Here is an 11,392-nt window from a genome sequence, read left to right as displayed (position 1 = left end):
GTATCACTGCCGAGATGCCTTCATGGTTTGTCCCAGCAGCGACTCGACCCCAGCCACCGCCCGCACCAGGCTTTCCGGATCTGGAGTCAAACTCCCTACGAATACGTCGACTTCACGCAGCCCCGCCCGCTCGATGAGGTGCTTCTCATTGGTGACCCACTCCCCTCGCGCTGCCAGCACCGCGTGTGCCGTCTGGGTCGCGGCCACTGCGATCGCGCCCGCGACCTGAGTGAGGGCGCCCTTGGGCGCGTGGCCGGACTTCGCGTACGCGAGAGTTGCGGTGGCCATGCCGTACCAGCGGTCGGGGGCGGTTTTGCGCAGTGTCTGCGGGTAGGCGGCGGGGCGCGGGAGATCGCCCCGCAGCGCTTTGTTGATCGCGAGTTCGGCGACGAGCAGGTAGCTGGGGATGCCCGCCAGGTGGAACATCAACGGCTCGATACGGAAGCGGCCTTGCTCGGCCTCGGCGAGTTCGTGTTCGACGACGTCGAGGTCTCGGTAGTGAACGTCCACGCGGCGGTCGTCGATCGTCAGCCAGGCGCCGCCGTTGAAGATGCCTCCGCCCCAGGCACCGATCTCCGAAACCTCGCCCTGCCAGCCGAGGGCCCGCAGGTCGGCGGGGTCGAAGTCGCCTCGGTAGTACACGGCCAAGTCCCAGTCGCTGTGGGGCGTTTGGGTTCCCTGGGCGCGGGATCCGCCGAGGGCCACGGCTTGGACTGTGGGGAGGGCGGCCAGGCGATCGGATACGTCGTCGAGGAAGGCGGGGTCAGGGAGGGTGGGCACTGGGGTCGCTCCTGTGGGGGTGAGGAGGGCTTCCTATGGAGTACTGGCGCGGTAGTTGGTGATACGGCGTACGGCCTCCGCCTCGGCTTCGGTCTCAGTCCCCGCCTCGGCCTCGTCCGGGTTCTCCGGCATCGGGTCAGGCCTCCCAAAGGTCGCGGTGGCGGTGGCGGGTTGGTGGGTGGTCCAGGTCTTCGGCGGCCGCGAGGAGGGTGCCCGGAGGTGCGGCGCGGAGGTGCTTGCGGGCGGTCTGGCGAAAGGTGTGCAGGGCGGCTCGGGCCGTGGACTCGTACGGACTCCAGAGATCTGCGTTCAGGGCGCGGGGGTAGGTGTGGGCGGCGAAGGTCCGTACGGCCAAGGTCGGTACTGGGCGTCGGCCCTCGCGTTCGGCGCGGGACGACTCCGTGTGGGAGTAGCGGAGTTCGGTGAGCGTGTGGGCGGTGCAGGGGCCTGGCAGACCGGCTGCCCAGTAGGGGGGATGGGTGCGATGGCGGGCGGGGACATGGTGGACGGTGCGTGACATGGCTGGCTTCCTGGGGACCGCCGGGAGTTCCGGCGTGGCCCGCTAGAAGTCAGCCGCCGTGAAACGGCCCAGGTGTTTTGTACGCATGAGGGCAGCGTGCTGGCTCGGCGTCCGGGCTGTCGAGTGGTTATCGGCCTCGGCGTGAGTGAACAGCGCGAGTGATTGTCAGTGGTGCGCGCTTCAATGAGGAGAGGGCATCGGCCCAACCCATCGGGTCTGCCCAACCTCTCCAACGGTCCGACCAGTCCGACCTGCAGTCCCAACAGAACCGCCTCAGGAGCCCTAATGATCCAGCGCGTCACCGTCCCCGGTCTCTTTCCGCCGCCCCGTTACTCCCACGCGTCCGTGGTCGAAGCGGGGACGAAGCTGGCGTTTCTCGCCGGGTCCGTTCCGCTCGACGGTGACGGAAAGCTCGTAGGCGAAGGGGATCCGGTGCGGCAGGCCGAGCAGGTGTTGGTCAATCTGGGGGAGCAGTTGCGGGCGGTCGGGTCTGATCTGGCGCACGTCGTGTCGACCGATGTGTACGTCGTCGGGGCCGAGCCGGGGGTGCTGTCGGCCGTCTGGGATGTCGTCGAGGCGTCCGGGCTCAGTGTCGGGCCGCACTCGTCGACGCTGATCGGCGTGGCGTGTCTCGGGTATACCGGGCAGCTGGTGGAGATTACGGCGACCGCCGTCGTTCCCGCGTAATCGTGGGAGAGGCAGGAAAGGCAGGAGTGCTCCATGTTGGTTGAGCATCGCGGACAACAACCCTTCGTTCCCGAGTCCGCGTACGTCGCCCCGACGGCTGTTCTCTGTGGGAACGTCATCCTCGGTGAGCGTGTCCGGGTGCTGCACGGTGCCGTGCTCAGCGCCGAGGACGGGGAGGTCCGCGTCGGATCGGACGTCGTCGTCATGGAGAACGCGTTGGTGCGAGGGCGGGCCCGGCACCCTGCTGTCCTCGGCAACGCCGTGCTCGTCGGGCCGCACGCGCACATCAACGGGGCGACCGTCGAGGACGAGGTCTTCGTCGCCACCGGGGCCTCACTCTTCCCCGGTGCCGTCGCGGGCGCCGGCTCCGAGTTGCGGATCAACAGCGTGCTGCAGGTCAACTCCGTACTGCCGCCCGGCACCGTCGTACCCATCGGATGGATCGCGGCGGGAGCGCCCCAAGCCCGGCTCTTCGCCCCCGGAGAGCACGATGAACTATGGGAAGTGCAGAAGGAGTTGGACTTTCCCGGCACGGTCTACGGCGTTCCGCGCGGCACCTCCATGCGCGACATCATGGCCCGCCAGACCGACTTCTACAGCGCCCATCTCAGCGACCGCATCATCGATGACCGAGACCGGAGAGACCAGGACGAGGACGAGGACAAGGAAGGGAAGGGGGAGAGGGGCGAGAGAAGCGAGGGTCGCGACTGACATGGCCGGCTTCAGCCGCGTGCGCTGCGCGCCAATTCCAGTGCGTACGACGTCCACCATTGCCCGGCCGACGGACCGCCCCGGCACGTTCCGTCGGACTCGCCCGGGCGTTTGATCCACAGGTAGGCGTCGAGGAGAGGGGTGTTCGTGCGGGTGGTCGGCGGGGTGCCGAGGGCGCGTCCCGGCGGATTGCACCAGGCGTCCGTGCCGGTGTAGGGGCCGTTGCCGTTGCGGCTGGTGTCGATGACGTAGTGCTTGCCGCCGAGGTCCTTGGAGAGCCAGTCGCCGTAGGCGGAACTGGCCTTGTCGGTCTGGAAGTTGGATACGTTCAGGGCGACTCCGTCGGCGCGTTGCGCGCCCGATGCCTTGAGGGCGTCGACCAGGCGCCATGCCTCCGGGATCCAGCTGGGGTTGCCCGCGTCGAGGTAGACGTGCGTGCGCGGTTGCCGTTTGAAGCGGTCGACGGCGTACGCGAGCAGTGCGTAGCGCTCCTTCGCCACGATGCGGGTGCATCCGGCCACCACCTGGGCGACGGCGTCCGGTTCGACGATCACGTAGGCGCCGCGGTCGCCGAGGGCCGCCGCGAACTCGTCGACCCAGACGCGGTAGTCCTCGGCGGTGCGGGCGCCGCCGACCGAGTACTGGCCGCAGTCGCGGTTCGGGATGTAGTAGGCCACCAGCACGGCGGTGCGTCCGGCGCGTGCGGCGGCGGTCGTGTCGGCCCGGACGATGGGGCCGGGGTTCGGGCCGTTCAGCCACTCGGCCTGGGGGCGGGCGGCGATGCGGTCCATGAGCGCGGCGTCCGCGGTCCGGCCCGCCCGGCGCCACTCGGCGGCCTGCTGGGCGGCGCGGGAGTCGGGGGCGGTCCAGAGCGAGACCGGTGCCGGGTCTCCGCGGAACGCTCCGGTGCAGCACAGCCCGGCGAGCACCGCGACGAGCAGCGCCGGCGGGAGCGACCTGGGCACGGAAGACTGTGGCCTGGGCAAGGAATGTTGTGACCTGGGCGCGAGTCGCAGTGGTCTGGGCGCGGAAGGCCGCGACCTTGGCAGGGGCGGCCGTGACCTGCTGAGCATGGGCGACTCCGTTTCCGCCGCCGTGGACCGCAGTACGCCGTCGAGATGGCGGAGGTGTCCGGGCGGCGACTCGTTCTTCCGGGAGTCTGCGACCCGGCCGCGTGCGCTCCGGCGTACCACCGGACAGGTCGCCCCAAGATCACCCCGACGGCTCCCGCCGCCCCCCATCCACCGGGCCGTACGCCGAAGCCGACGCGGGGGCTCCGGGCCCGCTGGCCCGGAGCCCCCGCCCGTCAGTCACCCGGCGTCAGCCGCCCGGTATCAACCGCACCGGTTCCCATGCCTGATGTCGAGCACGAACCGCTCCGGGGAGTGGAGCTTGAACGTGTTGTAGGCAGGCTTGGTGGAGAAGGCGGCGCCGAAGGAGACGACGCCCTCGAAGTCGCCTGTGAAGGCGAGGCCCTTGAGTTTGGGCAGATAGATCTTCACGAGTTTCGGCCCCTTGTAGACCGACTGGCCCGCCTCATTGTGTGCGGCGGCGGGAGAGAGCTTGATTTCCAGGAAGTACTTTCCGGCGAGCGGGACTTTCTTCCCGGTGGCGTCGTAGCGCAGTTCCTTGACGGGATTCACGGTGACCGGGGGCATGGTGCCCTTGACGTCGATGACGAGCCGGTCGTAGGTGCAGTGTCCGCCCCATCGTGCGTTGACGACGAGTGCGGTCGCGGCGGTCTGCTGGAATGCTGTGGCCTGGGCTGCTCCCCGCTGCGGAGCGGCGGAGGCGGGAATCGTGGTGCATACGGCGGCGGTCAGGAGGATGCCCGCGGCGGCGGCCGCACGGCGTGGGTGATGGTGACGCATGTGATGACGCATGACGCCCCCCGTTTTCTCGGAGTAGGGGACAGCGAATAGGCCAGCGAATTTGACTGGTCAATAGGTGAGACATTCGAGCGACCCAAAAGGTTGCATCTCCAATGAGGGTTGCATCTCCTATTCCGCCGCCCCTTCCCTCACTCTCGATCACTCCCCTGTTTTCGATCAGTCGTCGACGACCAGCTCCGCCGGTGTGGCGATGACGTCGACCAGGGCGTCGCCGCGCAGCGCGGTCAGCGCGAGCGGCCGTCCGATGGCGTCCTTGAGCATCAGGCGTTGCAGCGCCTGCGCGCTGGTCATCGGCTCGTCCTGGGCGGTGAGCAGCAGGTCGCCGGCGCGCAGCCCGGCGCGGGCGGCGGGCGAGCCGAGTACGACCTCGACGATGCGCAGGCCCATGAGCTGTCCGGTCCGCTCCCGAAGCGGCGGGGGCAGCGGAGCGGGGGTGCCGGCGAGGCCGAGGTGGGCGCGGCGGACGCGTCCCTCGGTGAGCAGGGCGGCGATGATCTGGCGGCTGGTGTCGTTCACGGGGATCGCGAGGCCGAGGCCGACCTCGGCGATGGCGGTGTTGATGCCGACGACCCGGCCGTCGGCGGTGGCGAGCGCCCCGCCCGAGCTGCCGGGGTAGAGGGTGGCGTCGGTCTGTACGACGTCGTCGACGATGCGGGCCGCACTGCCGGCGCTCGTCGGCAGTGACCGGCCCAGGGCGCTGACCACTCCGGCGGTGACGCTGCCGGCCAGGCCGAGCGGGTTGCCGACGGCGACCACCAGCTGGCCGACGCGCAGCGTGTTGGCCTCGCCGAGGCGGGCCGGCGGCGGGGTCGGCCCATCGGCGCGGACCACGGCGAGGTCGGACAGCGGGTCGGCGCCGATGACATGGAAGGGGATGGTCGTGCCGTCGGCGAAGGAGACCGTGCCCGCGTCGGAGTGCCCGACCACATGGGCGTTGGTGAGCAGGAAGCCGTCGTCGGTGAACACCACCGCGGAGCCGGTGCCGACCACGAAGCGGCCTCGGGAGCGCCGGTGCGCGACGTTCAGGGCCGCCACCTTCGGGGTGAGCTCGGCGGCGACCGAGGTGACGATCCGGGAGTACGAGTCGAGCGCGGACTGCTCCGCACGGGAGTGGTCGGACTCGCCGAACTCCTCAGGCACGTCACGCTCGAAGACTGGCTCGGCCACGAGTCGACCTCCGCTCGCCGGAGACTGGAAGGGCATGCATTCCATCGCGAAGCACATCGCACAGCACACAGCACATCGTGAAATTACATACGTACACGCTTACATCGACAGGTACGAGCCCTTCACCGCGGAAGCCGTCACAAACGAGGCCCCGGGCACGGCCCACGCCGCTCACCCCACCGACCCCCGCCACTCCCTCCGCTTCGGCAACGGCTTCGCATAGCTCCCCGCCCGGCTCGTCGTCAGCCCCAGTGTGACCAGCGATTCCGCCAGTTTCACCGCCGCGCCGACCCCGTCGACGACCGGCAGCCCGAGCTTCTCCCCCACCGCGCGCTGCAGCCCGGTCATCCCCGCGCAGCCCAGGACGAGGACCTCGGCCCCGGCCTCGCGGGCCCGTTCGGCGGCGGCGATGAAGGCCTCCTCGGTACGGCGGGAGTCGCCCAGCTCGCCCAGCTCCAGTACGCCGAGGCCGGTGCCGACGACGGCGGCGCAGTTGCGCCCCACCCCCGCCGCCTCCAGGCTGTCCTCGATCTGCCCGCACGAGCGCTCCAGGGTGGTGACGACGCCGTAGCGCCGCCCGAGCAGACAGGCGAGATGGGCGGCGGCCTCGGTGATGTCGACGACGGGGACGTCGACCAACTCCCGTGCGCCCTCGCGCCCGTGCTCGCCGAAGCCGGCCATGACGACGGCGTCGTACGGCGGACCCTCGTACTTCCGCAGGGTGTCGAGGACGGCGGCGGCCGACAGATAGCTGTCGAGCCAGCCCTCCGCGGACTCGGGCCCCCAGGCGGGGGTCAGACCGGTCACGGTGGTGCCCGGGCCTGCGGCGGCCCGGGCACCTCGCACGATTTCCTCGGTCATCTCCTGCGTCGTGTTGCAGTTGGTGACGACGATCCGCACTCCGCTCAGACCTCCACGGGTTCGACCGAGCCAACGGGCTTCACGGGATCGGTCGCCGCCCGCTCGCCCCGGCACAGCAGCGCGTACAGTCCGGCGGCCAGCGCCGTGCCGATGAACCACGAGTACGGGGCCACGTCGCTGAAGTACTTCACCAGCGCGAGCACCGCGGCGACGGCTGCCGCCGGGAGGAAGGCCCACAGCGCCTTGGGGTTGACGCCCTTGCGGTAGTAATAGCGGGAGCCTGGCTGGGCGTTGAAGAGCTGTTCCACGTCGATGTCGCCGCGCTTGACCCAGTAGTAGTCGAGCATGATCACGCCGAACAGCGGGCCCAGGAAGGCGCCGAGGCCGCCGAGGAAGTAGTTGACGACCGTGGGGTTGGAGAAGAGGTTCCACGGGGTCACGACCAGGGCCGCCACTGTGCTGATGAGGCCGCCGACCTTAAAGGTGATCTTCTGCGGCCAGACGTTGGCCAGGTCGTACGCCGGGGAGACGAAGTTGGCGACGATGTTGACACCCATGGTGGCGATGGCGAAGGTCAGCGCGCCGAGCACCAGGACCCAGGTGTTGCCGACCTTCGCGACGAGCAGCGCCGGGTCGGTGATGGCCTCGCCGAACGCCTCGATCGAACCGGCGGTGACGATGACCGACACGATGACGAAGGCCGTCGAGTTGATGGGCAGGCCCCAGAAGTTGCCGCGCCGGACGGTCTTGTAGTCGGGTGCGAAGCGGGAGAAGTCACAGAAGTTGAGCATCAGGGTGCCGTACGTGGCGAGGATCAGCCCGATCGCGCCGAACCACTGCCGCACCTGCTCGCCGGTGGAGACGGGGTGCGGGGTCGAGGTCAGCGAGATGGTCCAGCCGGCCTTGTAGAGCACCCACACCGCCAGCGCGATCATGACGAGCCAGATCGCGGGGCCGCAGAAGTCCTGGAACTTGCGGACCGATTCCATGCCCTGGGTGATGATCAGCGCCTGGATCAGCCAGAGGGCGACGAAGGACACCCAGCCGAGCGCGTCGAGGCCGAGGAAGGAGTGGCGGGTCCAGGACTCCAGGCCGGGCCAGGCCGCCAGCAGCATGACGTTGACGGCGACGGAGGCCAGATAGGTCTGGATGCCGTACCACATGATGGCGATGACGGCCCTGATCAGCGCGGGGATGTTGGCGCCCCAGACGCCGAAGCTGATGCGGCTGACGACGGGGAAGGGGACGCCGGTGCGCTGCCCGACGCGGCCCATCATGTTCATCCCGGCGTAGATGATCACGAAGCCCACGAGCAGCGCCGTGAAGATCTGCCAGACGTTCATGCCGAGGACCAACAGGCCTGCGGCGAACGTGTAGTTGCCGAGGTTGTGGACGTCGGACATCCACATGGCGAAGAGGTCGAAGACCTTCCAGTTGCGCTTTTGTGCGGGCGCGAGGTCTTCGTTGGTGAGCCGGGGGTCGGGGACGAACGCTGCTGTGCCGGTGGCTTCGGCACGGTCGGCGAGGGACACGGGGCCTCCATGGGCAAGGGGACGGAGGTGGAGGAGGACTGCTTGCCGTTGTCGTTTGGTATACCAAACTGCCGACATAGTCCCTCCGTCAACCCTCTCGACCGATGTCCGCTCCGTTACGGCTCGGTAAAACACCCCCGGAGTCGGCGAAGATGGGCTCATGACGAAGATCGAACCCCCGGGCCCGGGACGCGAGCCCGCGGGCGCGGGCCGGGAACCGGTGGGCGCGGAACGGGAGCCCTCGGACTCGGATACGGGCCGCGAACCCCTGAGCCCGGAACGGGAACCCCTCGGCGCCGTACGCGCACGCGTCCTGGCGACCCTGCGGCAGGAGATAATCGCCGGCCGCCTGCGCCCCGGGGACCGCCTCGTCGAGCGCGAGTTGGCGGACCGCTTCGGGGTCTCCCGGGTTCCCGTCCGCGAGGCGATCCGCGCGCTGGTCGCCGAGGGCTTCGTCCTCTTCGAGACCCCGCGTCGCACCGTCGTACGCCGCCTCACCCCGACCGACGTCGCCGAACTCTTCGAGCTGCGCGAGGCGTTGGAGGTCTACGCCGCCGGTCTCGCCGCCTCCCGCGCGACCCCCCAGGCCCTGGCGGAGCTCGCGGAACTGCTCGACGACGCGGCCGTCGCCACCGACGCGAAGGACGCCGAGGCGATCACCGACATCAACACCCGCTTCCACGACCGCATTCTGGCCCTGGCGGGCAACAGCCTGCTGATCTCCGTCATGGAACCGGTCGACGGCCGACTGCGCTGGCTCACCCGACAGAACGAGGAGTGGCCCCAACTCCTCACCGAACACCGCGAGTTGTACGAGTCCATCGCCTCCGGCAACCCGGAGCGCGCCCGCGCCCACGCACTCGCCCACGTCCAGGCCAACTACCGCTCGACGGTGCAACACCTCTTCGGCGAGGAGAGCACCGCCGTCGCCGACTCCCCCAAGACCTCCGAGACCTCCGAGCCCTCCGAAGGAGACGTGTGACCCCCGCCCGTACGGCGATCATCGGTGCCGCCCGGACCCGCCCCTGCACCCTCGTCGTCTGCCGCGGCTGCTGCTGCGGCGACGCACGCAAGTACCCCGGCTACGACCACGACTGGCAACTCGACCGGCTGCGCGCCGCGGCCGCCGCCTCCGCCGGACGCCTCGCCGTCCGCACGACCGACTGCCTCGGCCCCTGCGACCAGGCCAACATCATCGTCGTACAGCCCTCCGCCGAGGGCCGCAGACGCGGCGGCAAGGCGGTCTGGATCGGCTGGTCCATGGGCGACGACTGCACCGACGAGATACTCCGCTGGGCCGAGGCGGGCGGCCCGGGCATCACTCCCGCCCCGCCCTCCTTGGAGCTGCAGTTCGTGCAGTCGGCGGGCGAACGGACGCGCGCCCGGCGCTAACATCCCCCGTGGGCCGCGTACTTGTCCGTCGCCGTCACCAGTGCGTCCACCACACCCGGCGCGCCCATGCTGTGCCCCACCTCGTCGACTACGGTCAACTCGCTGCCGGGCCAGGCCTGGCGAAGGCGCCGGACGATGCCGAGGAGGTTACCGAAGTCGAGGCTGCCTTGGACGAGGGTGCCGGGGATGTCCTTCAGCGTGGGCGCGTCCCGCAGGACGACGCTCACCTCGGCTCCCGTCTCGCTGCCCTCTCCCCCACCTCTTCCCAGGAAGTGGTCGTTGCCCCAGTAGTGCGTGACCGTGCGCGCGAAACCCCTGCGGAATGACGGGTCCTCGAAGCGTTCCACCGATCGCGGGGGCGCGGGAATCGTTGCCGTCTCCCAGTCGGTCCAGGCGCGTGTCGCTCGTTCGCGGATCTGCGGGTCGGGGGACTCGATCAGTCGGTTGTAGGCGGCGGCGAGGTTCCCGGCCCGGTCGTTGTCGGGGAGTTCGGCGAGGAAGCGGGCGAAGGCCTCCGGGAAGATCTGGCCAAGTCCCCTGGTCAGCAGGGCCACTTCGGCGGGCGAGCCCGTCGCCACCGCCGTGAGCACCAGCTCCGACACGACGTCCGGATACGTCTGTGCGTAGCGCAGCCCCAGCGCCGAACCCCAGGACACACCCCACACCAGCCATCGTTCGATGCCCAGGTGGCGGCGCAACAGCTCCAGGTCGGCGATCAGATGGGCCGTCGTGTTGACGCTCATGTCGGTGTCGTACGCGCTCGCGGGCGGCGTCGAGCGTCCGGCGCCGCGCTGGTCGAGCAGGACGATCCGGTACGCGGCGGGGTCGAAGTAGCGGCGGAAGCCGGGGGCGCAGCCCGAGCCGGGGCCGCCGTGCAGCATGACGGCGGGCTTGCCGCGGGGGTTTCCGCAGGTCTCCCAGTAGACGTGGTTGCCGTCTCCGACATCGAGCATCCCGTGGTCGTACGGTTCGATCTCCGGGTAGAGGCCCATCACGCGACCCTAACCAGCGGAATCCTCCATGGGCGGAGCTGTCGGCAACCCCGCCGACCGTGCCGCCGTACGCAGCACGTCACGGAGCATCATCGGAGTCAACCGCCCTGTGAAGGTGTTGCGTTGGCTCACGTGGAAGCATCCGAAGACATCGATCGAACCTCCCGAATCTCTCGGACCTCTCGGACCTGCCGGACCTGCCGGACCTGCCGACCCTCCCGCGTCGCCCGAGCCGCCCGACCGCTCCAGCCTCACCCGCGCCCCATGCCCGAACACCGGCCTCGGCCGCGGCACCGTCCACCCCGCCTCGGCGAACGCGGGCAGCGCGGCCTGCCAGCCGAAGGCGCCGAGCACCACCACCGAGCGCAACGAGGGCCGCAGCAGCTCCAACTCCCGTACGAGCCAGGGCCGGCAGGTGTCGCGTTCCCCGGGCGTCGGCTTGTTGGCGGGCGGCGCGCAGTGGACGGGCGAGGTGACGCGGACGCCGTACAGCTCCAGGCCGTCGTCGGCGGAGACGGAGGTGGGCTGCGACGCGAGGCCGACCTCGTGCAGCGCCGCGTAGAGCACATCTCCGGACCGGTCTCCTGTGAACATCCGTCCCGTCCGGTTGCCGCCGTGCGCCGCCGGGGCGAGTCCGACGATCAGCAGTGCGGCGTCCGGCGGTCCGAAGCCGGGCACCGGGCGGCCCCAGTACGTCTCCGCGGCGAACGCGGCGCGCCTGGTGCGGGCCACCTCCTCGCGCCATTCGACCAGCCGCGGGCAGGCACGGCACCCGGTGATCCGCTCGTCCAGCGCGGCGAGGCCCTCGTCCATGCCTTCACCGTACGACTTCTGATCGATGCCTGCGCCGTACGAGCG

13 protein-coding genes are annotated in these 11,392 nt (G+C 70.0%); 4 read left to right on the top strand and 9 right to left on the bottom strand.

Features of this window, described 5'->3' with window-relative positions; genetic code table 11:
* Positions 1 to 3 precede the first annotated feature (3 nt).
* Positions 4 to 780, bottom strand: coding sequence for a nucleotidyltransferase domain-containing protein (locus AB5J56_RS33500; RefSeq protein WP_369238197.1), 777 nt, complete (start codon positions 778 to 780; stop codon positions 4 to 6).
* 136 nt (positions 781 to 916) lie between these two features.
* Complete coding sequence (locus AB5J56_RS33495; protein WP_369238195.1) at positions 917 to 1,300, bottom strand: hypothetical protein; 384 nt, start codon at positions 1,298 to 1,300, stop codon at positions 917 to 919.
* Between the two features lie 285 nt (positions 1,301 to 1,585).
* Between AB5J56_RS33495 and AB5J56_RS33490 the strand changes: the two genes are divergently transcribed.
* Positions 1,586 to 1,987, top strand: a complete 402-nt coding sequence (locus tag AB5J56_RS33490; RefSeq protein ID WP_369238193.1) for a RidA family protein — start codon at positions 1,586 to 1,588, stop codon at positions 1,985 to 1,987.
* A gap of 33 nt (positions 1,988 to 2,020) precedes the next feature.
* Positions 2,021 to 2,698 carry a gamma carbonic anhydrase family protein gene (locus tag AB5J56_RS33485; RefSeq protein ID WP_369238191.1) on the top strand — a complete coding sequence of 226 codons (678 nt, stop codon included), beginning with the start codon at positions 2,021 to 2,023 and terminating at the stop codon, positions 2,696 to 2,698.
* 11 nt (positions 2,699 to 2,709) lie between these two features.
* Here the strand turns inward: AB5J56_RS33485 and AB5J56_RS33480 are convergent, their stop codons facing one another.
* The 5 genes from AB5J56_RS33480 to AB5J56_RS33460 form a co-directional block, all read right to left on the bottom strand.
* Positions 2,710 to 3,615 (bottom strand): glycoside hydrolase family 6 protein, encoded by a 906-nt coding sequence (locus AB5J56_RS33480; protein WP_369242956.1) that lies wholly within the window; start codon positions 3,613 to 3,615, stop codon positions 2,710 to 2,712.
* A 417-nt stretch (positions 3,616 to 4,032) separates the two neighbouring features.
* A complete protein-coding gene (locus AB5J56_RS33475; RefSeq protein ID WP_369238189.1) occupies positions 4,033 to 4,569 on the bottom strand; it encodes a hypothetical protein in 537 nt (178 codons plus the stop codon).
* A gap of 177 nt (positions 4,570 to 4,746) precedes the next feature.
* A complete protein-coding gene (locus tag AB5J56_RS33470; RefSeq protein ID WP_369238187.1) occupies positions 4,747 to 5,757 on the bottom strand; it encodes a S1C family serine protease in 1,011 nt (336 codons plus the stop codon).
* 171 nt (positions 5,758 to 5,928) lie between these two features.
* Complete coding sequence (locus AB5J56_RS33465) at positions 5,929 to 6,657, bottom strand: aspartate/glutamate racemase family protein (RefSeq protein WP_369238185.1); 729 nt, start codon at positions 6,655 to 6,657, stop codon at positions 5,929 to 5,931.
* A 5-nt stretch (positions 6,658 to 6,662) separates the two neighbouring features.
* Positions 6,663 to 8,150, bottom strand: coding sequence for an NCS1 family nucleobase:cation symporter-1 (locus tag AB5J56_RS33460; RefSeq protein WP_369238183.1), 1,488 nt, complete (start codon positions 8,148 to 8,150; stop codon positions 6,663 to 6,665).
* 160 nt (positions 8,151 to 8,310) lie between these two features.
* On the opposite strand from AB5J56_RS33460, the gene AB5J56_RS33455 reads away from it, so the two are divergent.
* Positions 8,311 to 9,132 (top strand): GntR family transcriptional regulator, encoded by an 822-nt coding sequence (locus AB5J56_RS33455; protein ID WP_369238181.1) that lies wholly within the window; start codon positions 8,311 to 8,313, stop codon positions 9,130 to 9,132.
* A complete protein-coding gene (locus tag AB5J56_RS33450) occupies positions 9,129 to 9,542 on the top strand; it encodes a (2Fe-2S) ferredoxin domain-containing protein (RefSeq protein WP_369238179.1) in 414 nt (137 codons plus the stop codon). The genes AB5J56_RS33455 and AB5J56_RS33450 overlap by 4 nt, the downstream gene beginning before the upstream one ends.
* Here AB5J56_RS33450 and pip read toward each other — a convergent pair.
* Positions 9,539 to 10,534, bottom strand: coding sequence for a prolyl aminopeptidase (gene pip, locus AB5J56_RS33445; protein ID WP_369238177.1), 996 nt, complete (start codon positions 10,532 to 10,534; stop codon positions 9,539 to 9,541). The genes AB5J56_RS33450 and pip overlap by 4 nt on opposite strands.
* Before the next feature lie 9 nt (positions 10,535 to 10,543).
* The gene (locus AB5J56_RS33440; RefSeq protein WP_369238175.1) at positions 10,544 to 11,347 is read right to left on the bottom strand and encodes a uracil-DNA glycosylase; all 804 of its coding nucleotides are present in this window, start codon (positions 11,345 to 11,347) and stop codon (positions 10,544 to 10,546) included.
* Positions 11,348 to 11,392: the final 45 nt, after the last annotated feature.

It is taken from the genome of Streptomyces sp. R21, assembly GCF_041051975.1.
In the GTDB taxonomy this organism is placed as follows: Bacteria; Actinomycetota; Actinomycetes; order Streptomycetales; family Streptomycetaceae; genus Streptomyces.
The sequence above is the reverse complement of the archived record's forward strand: the minus strand, read 5'-3'. Positions and strand labels throughout refer to the sequence as shown.

Excerpts from the sequence above, each read along its gene's own strand:
- AB5J56_RS33475 (WP_369238189.1), bottom strand. The coding sequence starts at position 4,569 with ATGCGTCACCATCACCCACGCCGTGCGGCCGCCGCCGCGGGCATCCTC.
- AB5J56_RS33490 (WP_369238193.1), top strand. The coding sequence starts at position 1,586 with ATGATCCAGCGCGTCACCGTCCCCGGTCTCTTTCCGCCGCCCCGTTAC.
- AB5J56_RS33440 (WP_369238175.1), bottom strand. The coding sequence starts at position 11,347 with ATGGACGAGGGCCTCGCCGCGCTGGACGAGCGGATCACCGGGTGCCGT.
- AB5J56_RS33455 (WP_369238181.1), top strand. The coding sequence starts at position 8,311 with ATGACGAAGATCGAACCCCCGGGCCCGGGACGCGAGCCCGCGGGCGCG.
- AB5J56_RS33485 (WP_369238191.1), top strand. The coding sequence starts at position 2,021 with ATGTTGGTTGAGCATCGCGGACAACAACCCTTCGTTCCCGAGTCCGCG.
- pip (WP_369238177.1), bottom strand. The coding sequence starts at position 10,534 with ATGGGCCTCTACCCGGAGATCGAACCGTACGACCACGGGATGCTCGAT.
- AB5J56_RS33495 (WP_369238195.1), bottom strand. The coding sequence starts at position 1,300 with ATGTCACGCACCGTCCACCATGTCCCCGCCCGCCATCGCACCCATCCC.